This window comes from Pseudomonas sp. 2VD, from assembly GCF_005503585.1.
GTDB lineage: Bacteria > Pseudomonadota > Gammaproteobacteria > Pseudomonadales > Pseudomonadaceae > Pseudomonas > Pseudomonas aeruginosa.
The window spans coordinates 1-15,317 of the sequence record NZ_SCND01000118.1; the positions used below are offsets into that span (position 1 = coordinate 1).

10 protein-coding genes are annotated in these 15,317 nt (G+C 66.1%); 9 read left to right on the top strand and 1 reads right to left on the bottom strand.

Translation table 11 applies throughout. The features are described from left to right. A partial coding sequence (locus tag FFS27_RS14940) for a CaiB/BaiF CoA transferase family protein (protein WP_137952079.1) occupies positions 1-686 on the bottom strand: 686 nt, incomplete at its 3' end. 304 nt (positions 687-990) lie between these two features. Between FFS27_RS14940 and bacA the strand changes: the two genes are divergently transcribed. From bacA to lasB, 9 genes are all read left to right on the top strand, one after another. Continuing rightward, on the top strand, positions 991-1,611 hold the full coding sequence (bacA, locus tag FFS27_RS14945) for a biofilm formation regulator BacA (protein WP_003092612.1): 621 nt from the start codon (positions 991-993) through the stop codon (positions 1,609-1,611). Between the two features lie 14 nt (positions 1,612-1,625). Beyond that, positions 1,626-2,321, top strand: coding sequence for a PspA/IM30 family protein (locus FFS27_RS14950; protein WP_003092609.1), 696 nt, complete (start codon positions 1,626-1,628; stop codon positions 2,319-2,321). Between the two features lie 55 nt (positions 2,322-2,376). Then, the gene (locus FFS27_RS14955) at positions 2,377-3,018 is read left to right on the top strand and encodes an OB-fold-containig protein (protein ID WP_003092607.1); all 642 of its coding nucleotides are present in this window, start codon (positions 2,377-2,379) and stop codon (positions 3,016-3,018) included. Between the two features lie 35 nt (positions 3,019-3,053). Continuing rightward, positions 3,054-5,120 carry a flotillin family protein gene (locus tag FFS27_RS14960; RefSeq protein WP_003092604.1) on the top strand — a complete coding sequence of 689 codons (2,067 nt, stop codon included), beginning with the start codon at positions 3,054-3,056 and terminating at the stop codon, positions 5,118-5,120. A 149-nt stretch (positions 5,121-5,269) separates the two neighbouring features. After that, positions 5,270-10,510, top strand: coding sequence for a DNA repair ATPase (locus tag FFS27_RS14965; protein WP_023100856.1), 5,241 nt, complete (start codon positions 5,270-5,272; stop codon positions 10,508-10,510). A gap of 18 nt (positions 10,511-10,528) precedes the next feature. Continuing rightward, positions 10,529-11,221 (top strand): phospholipase D-like domain-containing protein, encoded by a 693-nt coding sequence (locus FFS27_RS14970; RefSeq protein ID WP_003092598.1) that lies wholly within the window; start codon positions 10,529-10,531, stop codon positions 11,219-11,221. A 106-nt stretch (positions 11,222-11,327) separates the two neighbouring features. After that, complete coding sequence (locus FFS27_RS14975) at positions 11,328-11,867, top strand: YaeQ family protein (RefSeq protein ID WP_003092594.1); 540 nt, start codon at positions 11,328-11,330, stop codon at positions 11,865-11,867. Positions 11,868-11,910: 43 nt separating this feature from the next. Beyond that, the gene (gene recJ, locus FFS27_RS14980; protein WP_003092592.1) at positions 11,911-13,626 is read left to right on the top strand and encodes a single-stranded-DNA-specific exonuclease RecJ; all 1,716 of its coding nucleotides are present in this window, start codon (positions 11,911-11,913) and stop codon (positions 13,624-13,626) included. 286 nt (positions 13,627-13,912) lie between these two features. Beyond that, positions 13,913-15,317: M4 family elastase LasB (gene lasB / locus FFS27_RS14985; RefSeq protein ID WP_137952080.1), on the top strand; the 1,405-nt coding region annotated here is incomplete at its 3' end.

Genomic DNA, 15,317 nt, shown 5'->3' on the forward strand with positions numbered 1-15,317 from the left:
TCGAATTCCGGAACCATGCTCTCCATCATGGCGAAGATCGCCTCGTAGAGGGCGACGTCGACCATCTGTCCCTCGCCGCCGTTGACCTCGCGGTGTCGCAGCGCCATCAGCGCGCCGATCACGCCCCACAGGGCGGCGATCGAGTCGCCGATGGAAATCCCGGTGCGAACCGGCGGGCGGTCCTCGAAGCCGGTAATGTAGCGCAGTCCGCCCATCGACTCGCCGACCGCGCCGAAGCCCGGCTGGTCCTTGTAGGGGCCGGTCTGGCCGAAGCCCGACAGGCGCACCATCACCAGGCGCGGGTTCAGCGCGTGGAGGACATCCCAGCCCAGGCCGAGCTTTTCCAGTACGCCGGGGCGGAAGTTCTCGATCAGGATGTCGGCATCGCCGAGCAGGCGTTTCAGGATCGCCTGGCCCTCGGCGTGCTTGAGATTGAGGGTCAGGGATTTCTTGTTGCGTGCCTGAACGAACCACCACAGCGAGGTGCCTTCGTAGAGCTTGCGCCACTTGCGCAGTGGGTCGCCGCCGTCGGGCGACTCGATCTTGATCACTTCGGCGCCGAACTCGGCGCAGATCCGCGAGGCGAAAGGGCCGGCGATCAGGGTGCCGAGCTCGACCACCTTCAGGCCGGCCAGCGGTTTGGGCGAATGTTCCATGCGGTGTCCGTCAGGCTGCAGTGTGCGCATAGCCTAGAGCATTTGCCGGCGGTGCGGGCGGGTGCCGCGGTAGGGTGAGACGTTTCCCGTTTTTTCCCGATATGCCCGGCGGTCCTTCAATTCCTTTTGCATAGAGGGTTTAATGCGGGAGTCGATACAGGATGTAGCGCGCCAGACACCGAGCCAGGGAGGCCCCTCGTGCCATTTCTTTCTCTCTTTCCTCCCCGTGTTTCTTTTCCATGCTCCGGCCGGCCCGGCGTAGATATGCGCGTGCGTTGGATTTTATTACATGTGAGCTGTTGAAATCTTACATGTGATCTCGTAGTGTGAGTCCATGCAACGGAAATCATCAGCCCATTATCAGCGTGTCTTTCGCCAGCGCCTGCGCGAGCAGGGCCTGGTGAAGAAGGAAGTCTGGATCTTGCCGGAGAACGCCGCGGCGCTCGCCGGCATCGAGCGGATGCTGCGTCGCCCGGCTGCCGGAGCGGCTCATTTGGAGAAGGAGGAAGACATGACGGAAGCCCGAGTATGGAACGCTCGCTCGCTGGCCGAGGCCCTGAGCGGCACCGAGCTGTTCAGCAGCGGCGAGGCCCAGATCGAGCTGATCGAGGGGGCGGAAGCGAGTCTCTATGTGATCATGCGCGAATACGGCGACCTGCCGGTGTTCGTCGCGCCCCAGGGCGAGCAGATCATCGTCGAGGCGCTGCTCTGGCCGGAAAGCGACGTTACCGACGCGACCGCCTTCAACGAAGAGGTCCTGCTCAGCCGGCAACTGTTCCCGCTGTCGAGCATCGGCCTGCTCAACCTGCCGGGCGAGGAGCGCTGCTACAGCATGTTCGGCGCGTTGAGCACGACTTCGTCGCTGGCCAGCGTGCTGCACGAAATCGAAACCCTGGCCGGCAACGTGATCCGCGCCACGGAAGTCTACGCCGGCTACCTGAAAGCCCGGGCCTGAGGGAGGACACCATCATGACGGTATGGAGCAAGCTGCTGAGCGCCCTGCGCGGCGGAGCCAACGAGGTTGGCGAGGCGATCGTCGACAGCCAGGCGCTGCGCATCCTCGACCAGGAGATCCGCGACGCCGACGTCGAACTGCGCAAGTCGCGGGAAGCGCTGGCCTCGATCATGGCCCGCCACCGCCTGGCCCAGGAGCGCGTCGAGAAGGGCGCGGCCCAGGTCGCCGAGTACGAGCAATACGCGATCAAGGCACTGGAGGCCGGCAACGAGGAGCTGGCCCGGGAAGTCGCGGAGAAGATCGCGACCCTGGAGAACCAGCTCGAGGGCGAGCGTGCCCAGGTCGCGGAATTCGCCGCCAGCGTAGCCCAGTTGCGCAAGTCGGTGAGCCAGGCCGAAGGCAACATCCGCCAGCTCAAGCAACAGGTGGATACGGTCAAGGCCACCGAGAGCGTGCAGAAGGCGCAGATGGCCGTTGCCCAGCGCTATGGCAACTCGAAGAGCAAGCTGCAGACCGCGGTGGACTCCCTGGAGCGGATCAAGCAGCGCCAGGCCGAACGCGCGGCGACCATGGATGCCGCGGCCGAACTGGCCAGCGCGGCGGCGCCGGACGATGCGCTGGACGCCAAGCTGCGCGCGGCCGGGATCAAGGCCTCGGGCAACAGCGTGGATGGCGTGCTGGCGCGCCTGAAGGAAAAGGGCAAGGCCTGATAGGCCCGCGGCCCGGCGAAGGCGTCCGGGCCCGTTTTTCAGGGATAGAGCGACAATGGAAGGTTTCCTGCAGACGGCGCTGTCGTTTCCGACCGTGCTGTTCAGCTTTCTTCTGATCCTCGCGATCATCTACTGGGGCATCGTCGCCCTGGGCATGGTCGAGATCGATGTGCTCGATCTCGACGCCGAGTCGGTCGTCGATGGCGCCGGCCAGGCCGAAGGCCTCGCCGCGCTGCTGGCGAAGCTGAAACTCAACGGCGTACCGGTCACCCTGGTGCTGACCCTGCTGTCCTTCTTCGCCTGGTTCCTCTGTTACTTCGTCCAGTTGTGGCTGCTCAGCGCATTGTCGCTCGGCTGGCTGCGCTACCCGTTGGGCGCCGTGGTGGCGGTGGGCGCGCTGTTCCTGGCGGCGCCGCTGGCGGCCACGCTGTGCCGGCCGTTGCGGCCGCTGTTCCGCAAGCTGGAAAGCACCAGCAGCAAGTCGGTGCTGGGCCAGGTCGCGGTGGTGCGCAGCGGGCGGGTCACCCTGCAACATGGCGAGGCGTTGCTGGAAGACGGCGGCGCCGGGCTGATCCTGAAAGTTCGTGCGGAAGAAAACAAAGGCTTCAAGCGCGGCGATCGCGTCGTGCTGCTGGAGTACCTGGAGGCGGAGCACGCCTATCGGGTCGTTACCGAGGAAGAGTTCCGCGGTATCTGACCCGGGCTCGGTGAGAATCAAGGAGAACTGCTGCTATGGATATGACGTCGCTGATGCCCCTCCTGCTGGGAGTGGGCCTGGTCGTTCTGCTGGTCGTGGGCCTGCTGGCCCTGTTCAAGGCCTTCTACATCAAGGTCCCGCAAGGCACCGCGCTGATCGTCAACGACATGTCGTCGACGCCCAAGGTGCATTTCACCGGTGCGCTGGTCTATCCGGTGATCCACCTGAAGGAGTTCATGCGTATCTCGCTGATCACCCTGGAGGTCGACCGGCGCGGCAAGGACGGCCTGATCTGCCGCGACAACATGCGCGCGGACATCACCGTTGCCTTCTACCTGCGGGTCAACGAGACCCAGGACGACGTGCTCAAGGTGGCCAAGGCCATCGGCGTCGACCGTGCTTCCGACCGTTCGGCGGTGAACGAGCTGTTCAATGCCAAGTTCTCCGAGGCGCTGAAGACCGTCGGCAAGCAGTTCGACTTCGTCCAGCTGTTCGAGAATCGCCAGGACTTCCGTGACCGCATCATCGAGGTGATCGGCAACGACCTGAACGGCTACGTACTGGAAGACGTCGCCATCGACTACCTGGAGCAGACCGCGAAGAACTCGCTGGACCCGAGCAACATCCTCGATGCCGAGGGCATCCGCAAGATCACCGAGCTGACCGCCACCCAGAACGTCATCACCAACGAACTGGAGCGCAACGAAGAGCTGGCGATCAAGAAGAAGAACGTCGAGACCCGTGAGGCTGCCCTGGCCCTGGAGCGCCAGCAGGCTGACGCCGAGGCCCGGCAGAAGCGCGAGATCGAGACCATCCGTGCCCGCGAGGAAGCGGAAACCGCGCGGGTCAAGGAAGAAGAGCGGCTGAAGGCCGAGCAGGCGCGGATCCAGGCGCAGCAGGAAATCGACGTGCGCACCGAGAACCACCAGCGCGAGGTCGAGGTGGCGCAGCAGAACCGCCAGCGCGCGGTAGTCATCGAGGTGGAGAAGGTCACCCGCGCCAAGGACCTGGAGATCGTCGCCCGCGAGCGTGAGGTGGAGCTGCAGAAGATCGAGAAGGAAAAGGCGCTGGAAGAGCAGCGCAAGAACATCGCCAATGTGATTCGCGAGCGCGTCGCGGTGGAAAAGACCGTGGCCCAGGAGGAGGAGCGGATCAAGGAGGTGCGCGAGGTTTCCGAGGCCGAGCGGGTCAAGCAGGTGATCCTGCTGCAGGCCCAGGCGGAAGCCGAGCAGGAGCTGGTACGCCAGGTCAAGCAGGCGGAAGCCGACGAGGCCCGCTCCAAGCACAAGGCGGTGGAAATCAACACCATGGCGCAGGCCGAGCTGGAAGCGGCGTCGAAGCAGGCCGAGGCGAAGAAGCGTCTGGCCGAGGGCATCGAGGCCGAGCGCGCAGCGCCGGGCCTGGCCGATGCGCGGGTGCTGGAAGTCACCGCTGCGGCGAAGGAAAAGGATGGCTTGGCAGCGGCGCGGGTACGTGCCGAACAACTGATCGCCGAAGCCAGGGGCGACGAGGAGCGCGGCCTGGCCGACGCCCGGGTGCTCGAGGCGCAGGCCGCAGCCAAGGAGAAGGACGGCTTGGCCGAAGCCAAGGTGCTGGCCGAGAAGCTCGGCGCCCAGGCGCGCGGCGAGGAGCAGCTCGGCGCGGCCAAGGCCAAGGCCACCAAGGACCAGGGCAGCGCGGAAGCGGAAGTACTGCTGCAGCGCCTGAATGCCGAGGCCGAGGGGCTTGGCAAGAAGTTCGGCGCCCTGGATGCCCTCAGCGACAGCGCTCGCCAGCACGAAGAGTTCCGCATGCAGCTGGAGAAGAGCTTCGAGGAGGCCATGGCGGCCATCGCCGCGAACAAGGACATCGCCAAGGACCAGGCCGAGGTGCTCGCCACCGCGCTGGGCAAGGCGAACATCGAGATCGTCGGCGGCGAGGGCGACTTCTTCAACTCCTTCGCCAAGTCGCTGTCGGTGGGCAAGGCCATCGAAGGTGTGGTCGGCAAGAGCCCGGTGGTGCAGGACGTCCTCGCCCGCCTGCTCAACGGCCGTGGCGCAGCCGCTGCGGTAGTGCCGGAACGCAAGAGCGGCCACGAGAACGAGCCGGCGGCGGAAGTCTGAGTCGACCCGCAGCCTCCTCCGCCAACTGCGGAGGCGTTCCGCCCGCGCCCTGAGCGGCGCAGCACCTGGCGTGGCCTGTTGGCTGCGCCCGGGGCAGGCCGCTCGGGCCGGTTTCCATCGATGACCGCCGTAGACCCAGGAAGACCAGGATGTCGGACACTCAAGCCGCAACTCCCGCGCAGGACGTATTGGACAAGGCCGTTGCCGAGGGCGGCGCCTACGAGGTGCTGCACAAGCGTCTGCTGGAGCAGGGCCAGCGCCTGCGGCAGACCGCCGAAAGGCTCAACGCCAGTCGCCTGGAGGAGTTCGGCGACAGCCAGATGGATGTGATCGGCCGGGTCCGCATCCGTACCGAGAACAACTGCATCGCCCGCGATATCGTCCAGGTCGGCGATTGCCTGCTGTTCGGCTATAACGTGTTCATCGGCCTGCGCAAGGAAACCGGCGTGGCCGACGTGTTCTCCCTCTACCGCCTGGTGGAGGGCAGCGAAGGCTACGAGGCGGAGCCTGTGCCACTGGGGGACAGCTTTCTCGCCGCGCCGGGCTTCGTCAACGACTTCAACGAGCTTTACACCTACTACAAGAACACCCGCCTGCTGCAATTGGCGATCCGCGACGGCAAGCTGCTGGCCAGCTTCCAGATCGGCGAGCGGATCACCGACATCCGCGTGTTCCGCTGGTCGATCTCCAGCGACGGCAGCGAAGTCCGCTACATCGACAACCGCGGCGAGCGCGACATCGCCTTGCCGGCACCGTTCGACTTCGAATGGCAGCGGGCTACCCGCGAGATGGTGGTGGAGGGCCGTTTCCCGCACCTGAACATCCTCGACACCCTGTTCGTCGAGACCATCGGTGGCGACCTGACCATCAAGGTCGAGAACAACACCGAGGTCGGCCTGGGCATCTATCGCGAAGAGGTGATGGACAAGACCCAGTCGCTGGACGACGCGCAGGTTGAATTCGCCCGCCTCGGCAGCCTGCTGCTGCTCAAGGTCCTGCCCTATCGCGAAGAGCAGTGGCGCTACCTGGTGTTCAACAGCCTGACCGGCAAGGTCGAGCGCATCGACGCCATCGGCCTGGCCTGCATCCAGTTGCCGGAGGACCACGGGATCATCTTCCCCGGCGGCTACTACCTGCAGAACGGCGAGTACCGCACCTTCGAGCAATCCATGGAAGGCATGCGCTTCAAGCGCTCGGTACGCTCGCCCAACGGCGAGGACGTGCAGTACGTTTTCTACCATCCCGAGCAGGGGCGGAACGTGCTGCTCACCTACAACCTGATCAACCGCCAGTTGCAGAATCCGCTGTTCGGCCACGGCTACGCGCGCCTGGAGGACGGACGCATGGTGATCTTCGCCGCCGAAGGCGAGGAACCGACCCGCATCCATCCGATGCAGGTCTGGCAGACGCCGTTCTGCACCGAGGAGTACGCGGCCCGCCAACCGGCGCGTAGCGGTTTCCTCGGGCGGATCGGCAATGCCGAGCTGGTGCGCGGCGTCTCCGACCTCTACGACCTGTGCCGGGAGATCGAGACTCCGGCAGTTTCGATCCAGCGCTACTCGCTGCTGTGCCAGAACACCCAGCGCCTGTTCGACGTCTACCACTGGCTCGGCAGCGACCAACTGGACGGCTTGGCGCCGCTGTTGCGCGAAGTGGCGGCGACCGCCGAGCTGGTGCTCGACGAATACGAGAAGGTCGAGAGTATCCGCCGCCAGTCGGCCCAGGCGATGGTCGACGCGGAGGAGCGGCACAAGGCGCTGCTCTCCGGCTTGCTGCCCGACGGCTGGGACCGGGTGCAGCAGTTCGTCGACGGGCTCAACGGCATCACCGCCCAGCGTGGCTTGCTGCTGACCATCCGCGAGTACCGCTACATCGACGTGGCGCGACTCGACGCCATGGAGGCCGAACTGCTCGCGGCCCACGAGCGGGTGGCCGCCGCCACTGCGACCTTCCTCGCCAGCGAACAGGCCCTGCAGCCCTTGCTGGAGCGCCTGCAGAGCCTCGATGGCGAGGCGCAGAAAGCCGAGACCGTGGCCCAGCTCGGCGAGCCGCTGGCGGCCCTGGAGGCGATGGCTGGCGACCTCGACATGCTGTCCTCGCTGATGGCTTCGCTGCGCATCGACGACGCGACCCAGCGGACCCGCATCATCGAGTCGATCTCGGAGATCTACGCCCGCCTGAACCAGGCCAAGGCGCGCGCCGAGCAGCGGCGCAAGGGGCTCGGTTCGAGCGAGACCGTGGCCCAGTTCGGTGCCCAGTTCAAACTCTTCGGCCAGGGCATCACCAACGCCCTGGCCCAGGCCCAGGACCCCGAGCGCTGCGACGAGCAACTGTCACGCCTGCTGGTGCAACTGGAGGAACTGGAAAGCCAGTTCGGCGACCATGAGCAGTTCCTCGGCGACATCCTGGCCAAGCGCGAGGAGCTGCTGGAAACCTTCGAGGCGCACAAGCAGACCCTGCTCGACGAGCGCCAGCGCAAGGCCCAGGGATTGCTCGACGCCGCCCGGCGAATCCTCGACAGCCTGCAACGACGCACCGCGCGCTTCACCCAGGCGGAGGAACTGAACGCGTTCTTCGCCGCCGACCCGCTGATCCTCAAGTTGCGCGAACTGGCCGAACGTCTTCGCGAATTGAAGGACAGCGTCAAGGCCGACGACGTCGAGGCGCGCCTGAAGGCCGCGCGCGACCAGGCGGTCCGCGCATTGCGCGACAAGAGCGAGCTGTTCGAGGAGGGCGGCGACGTCATCCGCCTGGGCCCGCGCCACCGCTTCAGCGTCAACACCCAGGAACTCGACCTGACCCTGATGCCGCGCGGCGACGCGCTGTACCTGCACCTGACCGGCACCGATTTCCTCGAACCGCTGCAGGACCCGCGGCTCGATGAGTTGCGCGGGTTCTGGCAGGTGAACCTGGAGTCCGAATCGGAGACGCTGTACCGCGCCGAATATCTCGCCGGCGAAGTGCTCGCCGCCGCCGACGCGGGCCGCGATGGCTTCAGCCTGGAGCGCTTGCAGGCGCTGCTGGCGCAGCCGGACGAGCTGGCGCGGGCGATCCGCGATTTCGCCGCGCCGCGCTACAAGGAGGGCTACGAGAAAGGTATTCACGACCACGATGCGGCGGCGATCCTGGTTCGCCTGCTGCCGTTGCGCGAGAGCGCCGGACTGCTACGCTACGCGCCCTCGGCGCGGGCTTTCGCCAGCCTGTTCTGGAGCCGCCGGCGCGAGGAGCGGGAGGTCGCCGGCTGGCCCGAGCGGGCACGCAGCAGCCGCGGCATCCAGCAGATGTTCGGTCGTGACGACGGCCTGCTCGCCCTTCGCGGCGAAGTGGCCGCGGCGATGCGTGCGCTGCTCGCCGAACAGCCCATCGCGCTGGACCCGCAGCATATCGACGAGGCGGCCGAGTACCTGGTCTGGGAATTGTCCGCCGAGCGTCCCGAATTCACCTTCAGCAAATATGCCCGGCAATTGCAGGAAGGACTCAAGCTGCGCCTGCAAGGCGCGCGTCTATGGGACGACTACCGGCAGACCCTGGAGCGCCTCGACGAGCGGCCCGCCGCCCAGTGGGAACTGGCCGGCAACTGGCTGCGCGGACTATGTGGCGACGCCGAGTTCCAGCCGCTGGCGGCCTACCTGGACGAGGCGGTGGCGCTCTCGTTGCTGGACGAGGAGATGCCACGACGGATCACCGAGGTCGACCTGCGCTTCCAGGTCGACGGCCTGATGGGCGAGCATCCGCGCATCGTCGAACGCGGCCTGGCGCTGGCGGTGGACGACTTCTTCGGCCGCCTGCGTCGCCATCGCCAGCAATTCCTGCCGGGGCTGCGGCGCTACCAGGCGCTGCGCCAGGAGATCGTCGAACACGAGCGCGAGGCATTGCGCCTGGCCGAGTTCAAGCCGCGACCGCTGTCCTCGTTCGTTCGCAACAAGCTGATCAATGACGTCTACCTGGGTGTCATCGGCGACAACCTGGCCAAGCAGATGGGGACGGTGGGCGAGAACAAGCGCACCGACCTGATGGGCCTGCTGATGCTGATCTCCCCGCCAGGCTACGGCAAGACCACCCTGATGGAGTACGTGGCGCACCGCCTGGGGCTGATCTTCATGAAGATCAACGGTCCTGCCCTCGGCCACGAGGTGCGCTCGCTCGACCCCGGGCAGGCGCCGGACGCGACTTCGCGGCAGGAACTGGAGAAGCTCAACCTGGCGCTGGAGATGGGCAACAACGTGATGCTCTATGTCGACGACATCCAGCACACCCATCCGGAGTTCCTGCAGAAGTTCATCTCCCTCTGCGACGGCACGCGCCGGGTGGAAGGGGTGTGGAAGGGCCGGACCAAGACCTACGACATGCGTGGGCGGAAGTTCTGCGTGGTGATGGCGGGCAACCCCTACACCGAGTCCGGCGAGGTCTTCCGCATTCCCGACATGCTCGCCAACCGCGCCGACATCTACAACCTCGGCGACACCCTCAGCGGCATGCAGGAGGCGTTCTCCCTCAGCTACATCGAGAACGCCCTGACCTCCAACCCGGTTCTCGCGCCGCTGGCCACCCGCGACATGGCCGACGTCTATCGCTTCGTCGCCAAGGCCGAGGGCAAGCCGTTCTCCAGCAACGAGCTGGCCCACGGCTACAGCGGTGCCGAGATCAACGAGATCAGCAGCACCCTGCAACGCCTCATGCAGGTGCGCGACGTGGTGCTCAAGGTCAACCAGCAGTACATCGCCAGCGCCGCCCAGGCCGACCAGTACCGCAGCGAGCCGCCGTTCAAGCTGCAGGGCAGCTACCGCAACATGAACAAGATGGCGGAGAAGATCTCCGCGGTGATGAACGATGCCGAGCTGCTGCAACTGATCGCCGACCACTACCAGGGCGAGTCGCAACTGCTGACCACCGGAGCCGAGGAGAACCTGCTGAAGCTCGCCGAACTGCGCGGCAACCAGAGCCCCGAGCAGGCCGAGCGCTGGGCGCAGATCAAGCGTGACTTCCTGCGCAACAAGTCCATGGGCGGCAGCGACGCCGACGTCGGCGGACGGCTGGTGGCGCAGCTCAACGATCTGGTGGAAAGCGTCCGTGGCCTGGCTCGCGAACCCCAGCCGGTACAACCGGCGCCCTGGGACGAGTTGCTGGCTGGATTGCGCCAGCTCGGCCAGGGCGCGCCGGCGCTGAACGTCGAGGTGACGGCGCCTGCGCAGCCGGGCGTGCAGCAGGTGCTGGAGAGCCTTGCCGCCTGCCTGCAGGACAGTTTCCTGCCGCTGATCAAGGTGATGGACCGCAAGATCGACGTCGACCTGCGCACGCACAACCGCATCAACGAGATATCCAGCCGCCTCGACGAACTGGGCCGGTTGCTGGGCGGCGAGCAGAGGCCGCTGGAGAACGATCAACCCTGAGGACACGAGGAGCGGGAAATGGACTTCGACGGATTGGACCGCCAGCTGCGCGACAGCCTGGCCGACCTGAAGCTGAGCAACGAGGAACGGGACGAACTGCGCCAACTGGGCAGCGAGCTGGCGCCCGACCAGGTGCGTTTCCTGCGCAACCGTGCCTTCGACCTGGTGCGTGAGCTGGTCCTCGTGGAGGAGCAGGGCGAACGGATAGCCGCCCTGAAGTGGCTGGAGCAGGTGGTGCGCACCCTGGAGGTTACCGCGGCGGCGCCGCGCAGCCGCGCCAGCGCCTATTTCAGTCCCGGCGAGGAGTGTCGGCGGAAGATCCGCGAACTGTGCCGGCAGGCCAGGCAGAGCCTGGACATCTGCGTGTTCACCATCTCCGACGACCAGCTCAGTGCGGAAATCCTGGCCTGCCATCGGCGCGGCGTTCCGGTGCGGATCATCAGCGACGATGACAAGCAGTTCGACGAAGGCAGCGACATCCATGCGCTGCGCGAGGCTGGCGTGCCGCTGCGAATCGACGACAGTCCCTTCCACATGCACCACAAGTTCGCCCTGGTGGATGGCGCCTGGCTGCTCAACGGCAGTTTCAACTGGACCCGCAGCGCCAGCGTCAACAACGAAGAGAACCTGCTGGTAACCGACGACGCCGTGCTGATCGGCGCCTATCGGCGCGAATTCGAGGAACTCTGGGGCCGCTACGCCCCGCGCTGAGCGGCAGCGACGCGAGAAAGGCAGGGCAGGCGGTCGGCCGGCGGACCGCACGCGGGCGGGTTTCAGGTTAGACTTGCGCCCTTTCGCTTCCCACGCCGGTATTCCCATGGCCCTGCAATCCACGCCCTATAAAGCCGATATTTCCCTCACCGACCTGGACCGCGGGGTCTACGAGACGTTGCGCCTGACCGTGGCCCGGCACCCCTCCGAGACCGAGGAGCGCCTGGCCGTGCGCTTGCTGGCCTACGTGCTGTGGTACGGCGAGCAGATCGCCTTCGGGCGTGGCCTGTCGGACGTGGACGAACCGGCGCTCTGGGAAAAGAGCCTGGACGGCCGGGTCCTGCACTGGATCGAAGTCGGCCAGCCGGACGCCGAGCGCATCACCTGGTGCTCGCGTCGCTGCGAGCGCTTCAGCCTGCTCGCCTATGGCAACCTGCGGGTCTGGCAGACCAAGGTGCTGGACAGCGTGCGCAGCCTGAAGAACATCAACGTCGCGGCAGTGCCCCAGGAACCCCTGGAGAGCCTGTCCCGCGACCTGCCGCGTTCGATCAACTGGACCGTGATGATCAGCGAGGGCACCCTGTTCGTCACCGACGAGAACGGCCAGCACGAGTTGCAGCTGGAATGGCTGCAGGGCGAGCGTTGATCGCCGCCGCCGTTTCCTTCCGTCGAGCCGAACGAGTGACCTGATGCGTATCGAACCCCGCCCCCTGCCCGAAACCCTGCCCGATCTCGGCGACCTTCCGCCATTGCTGGCACGCCTGTACGCGGCTCGTGGCGTGCGTTGCGCCGAGGAGCTGGACAAGGGCCTGGCGCGGCTGATTCCCTTCCAGCGGCTGAAAGGCATCGAGGAGGGCGTGGCGCTGCTGGTGGATGCCCTGGAGGGCGGCCAGCGGATTCTCATCGTCGGCGACTTCGACGCCGACGGCGCCACCGCCAGCAGCGTCGGCGTGCTGGCCCTGCGCATGCTCGGCGCGGCCTGGGTCGATTACCTGGTGCCGAACCGCTTCGAGTACGGCTACGGCCTGACCCCGGAGATCGTCGGCGTGGCCCTGGAGAAGCGTCCCGACCTGCTGGTGACGGTGGACAACGGCATCTCCAGCGTGGACGGCGTCCAGGCGGCGAAAGCCGCGGGGCTCAAGGTGCTGGTCACCGACCACCACCTGCCTGGCCCGGAACTGCCGGCGGCGGATGCGATCATCAACCCCAACCAGCCGGGCTGCGAATTCCCCAGCAAGGCCATGGCCGGGGTCGGGGTGATCTTCTATGTGATGCTGGCGTTGCGGGCGCGCCTGCGCGAGCTGGACTGGTTCGCCCGGCGCGGGCTGAAGGAACCGAACCTCGCCGAGCTGCTCGACCTGGTGGCGCTGGGCAGCGTCGCCGATGTGGTGCCGCTCGATGCCAACAACCGCATCCTGGTCCACCAGGGCCTCGCGCGCATCCGCGCCGGCCGCGCCCGGCCGGGCTTGCGCGCGCTACTGGAGGTGGCCGGGCGGCCTCCGGTACGGATCACCTCCACCGACCTGGGTTTCATCCTCGGTCCGCGCCTGAACGCGGCGGGTCGGCTCGACGACATGTCTCTCGGCATCGAATGCCTGCTCTGCGACGACGAAGCGCTGGCCCGCGACATGGCGGTGCAGCTCGACCAGTTGAACCAGGACCGCAAGGCCATCGAGCAGGGTATGCAGCGCGAGGCGCTGGCGCAGCTCAAGGAGCTGAGCCTGGAGCAACTGCCGTTCGGCTTGTGCCTGTTCGACGCCGACTGGCACCAGGGCGTGATCGGAATCCTCGCCTCGCGCCTGAAGGAGCGTTACCACCGGCCGACCATCGCCTTCGCCGATGCCGGCGACGGCAGCCTGAAAGGCTCGGCACGGTCGATTCCCGGCTTCCACATCCGCGACGCGCTGGACGCGGTAGCCGCCCGTCATCCCGGGCTGATCAGCAAGTTCGGCGGCCACGCGATGGCTGCCGGACTATCGTTGCCGCAGGAAAACTTCGGCGCTTTCTCCGCCGCCTTCGATGCCGAAGTACGCCGCCAACTGGCCGAGGAGGACCTGGCCGGGCGCCTGCTCTCCGATGGCCAGTTGAGCATCCAGGAGTTCCACCTGGAGCTGGCGCGCGCGTTGCGCCAGGCCGGTCCCTGGGGCCAGCACTTTCCCGAGCCGATGTTCCACGGGGTGTTCCAGCTGGTGCAGCAGCGGATCGTCGGCGAGCGTCACCTGAAGCTGGTGCTGAAAAGCGAATGCGGCTCGCTGCAACTGGATGGCATTGCCTTCAACATCGACCGCGAGCAGTGGCCCAACCCTACCGTGCGCTGGGCCGAGCTGGCCTACAAGCTCGACGTCAACGAATTCCGCGGCCAGGAAAGCGTGCAACTGATGATCGTCCACATGGCCCCTCGTTGAGCGCGTCCCGGGGCTGGGGGCAACCTAGCTGCCACCTGCTTTTCTGCTAGCTATTCCAGCGAAAACATACAGATTTCCGGCGAAATCAAGGCTACCTGCCAGTTCTGGCAGGTTTGGCCGCGGGTTCTTTTTGGTACACGAAAGCACCGTCGAAAACGGGACCGAGCCAGGGGAGTGCAGTTCCTTCTACCCGAAGGACTGATACGGCTGTTCCGATCAGCCCACAAGGCGGCGGTAAGCGTCGGCCGAGTACTTCGGCCTGAAAAAACCAGGAGAACTGAACAAGATGAAGAAGGTTTCTACGCTTGACCTGTTGTTCGTTGCGATCATGGGTGTTTCGCCGGCCGCTTTTGCCGCCGACCTGATCGACGTGTCCAAACTCCCCAGCAAGGCTGCCCAGGGCGCGCCCGGCCCGGTCACCTTGCAAGCCGCGGTCGGCGCCGGCGGTGCCGACGAACTGAAAGCGATCCGCAGCACGACCCTGCCCAACGGCAAGCAGGTCACCCGCTACGAGCAATTCCACAACGGCGTACGGGTGGTCGGCGAAGCCATCACCGAAGTCAAGGGTCCCGGCAAGAGCGTGGCGGCGCGGCGCAGCGGCCATTTCGTCGCCAACATCGCCGCCGACCTGCCGGGCAGCACCACCGCGGCGGTATCCGCCGAGCAGGTGCTGGCCCAGGCCAAGAGCCTGAAGGCCCAGGGCCGCAAGACCGAGAATGACAAAGTGGAACTGGTGATCCGCCTGGGCGAGAACAACATCGCCCAACTGGTCTACAACGTGTCCTACCTGATTCCCGGCGAGGGACTGTCGCGGCCGCATTTCGTCATCGACGCCAAGACCGGTGAAGTGCTCGATCAGTGGGAAGGCCTGGCCCACGCCGAGGCGGGCGGCCCCGGTGGCAACCAGAAGATCGGCAAGTACACCTACGGTAGCGACTACGGTCCGCTGATCGTCAACGACCGCTGCGAGATGGACGACGGCAACGTCATCACCGTCGATATGAACGGCAGCACCAACGACAGCAAGACCACGCCGTTCCGCTTCGCCTGCCCGACCAACACCTACAAGCAGGTCAACGGCGCCTATTCGCCGCTGAACGACGCGCATTTCTTCGGCGGCGTGGTGTTCAACCTGTACCGGGACTGGTTCGGCACCAGCCCGCTGACCCACAAGCTGTACATGAAGGTGCACTACGGGCGCAGCGTGGAGAACGCCTACTGGGACGGCACGGCGATGCTCTTCGGCGACGGCGCCACCATGTTCTATCCGCTGGTGTCGCTGGACGTGGCGGCCCACGAGGTCAGCCACGGCTTCACCGAGCAGAACTCCGGGCTGATCTACCGCGGGCAATCCGGCGGAATGAACGAGGCGTTCTCCGACATGGCCGGCGAGGCCGCCGAGTTCTACATGCGCGGCAAGAACGACTTCCTGATCGGCTACGACATCAAGAAGGGCAGCGGTGCGTTGCGCTACATGGACCAGCCCAGCCGCGACGGGCGATCCATCGACAACGCCTCGCAGTACTACAACGGTATCGACGTGCACCACTCCAGCGGCGTGTACAACCGTGCGTTCTACCTGCTGGCCAACTCGCCGGGCTGGGATACCCGCAAGGCCTTCGAGGTGTTCGTCGACGCCAACCGCTACTACTGGACCGCCACCAGCAACTACAACAGCGGTGCCTGTGGAG

Excerpts from the sequence above, each read along its gene's own strand:
- FFS27_RS14955 (WP_003092607.1), top strand. The coding sequence starts at position 2,377 with ATGGAAGGTTTCCTGCAGACGGCGCTGTCGTTTCCGACCGTGCTGTTC.
- recJ (WP_003092592.1), top strand. The coding sequence starts at position 11,911 with ATGCGTATCGAACCCCGCCCCCTGCCCGAAACCCTGCCCGATCTCGGC.
- FFS27_RS14975 (WP_003092594.1), top strand. The coding sequence starts at position 11,328 with ATGGCCCTGCAATCCACGCCCTATAAAGCCGATATTTCCCTCACCGAC.
- FFS27_RS14960 (WP_003092604.1), top strand. The coding sequence starts at position 3,054 with ATGGATATGACGTCGCTGATGCCCCTCCTGCTGGGAGTGGGCCTGGTC.
- FFS27_RS14950 (WP_003092609.1), top strand. The coding sequence starts at position 1,626 with ATGACGGTATGGAGCAAGCTGCTGAGCGCCCTGCGCGGCGGAGCCAAC.
- bacA (WP_003092612.1), top strand. The coding sequence starts at position 991 with ATGCAACGGAAATCATCAGCCCATTATCAGCGTGTCTTTCGCCAGCGC.
- FFS27_RS14965 (WP_023100856.1), top strand. The coding sequence starts at position 5,270 with ATGTCGGACACTCAAGCCGCAACTCCCGCGCAGGACGTATTGGACAAG.
- FFS27_RS14970 (WP_003092598.1), top strand. The coding sequence starts at position 10,529 with ATGGACTTCGACGGATTGGACCGCCAGCTGCGCGACAGCCTGGCCGAC.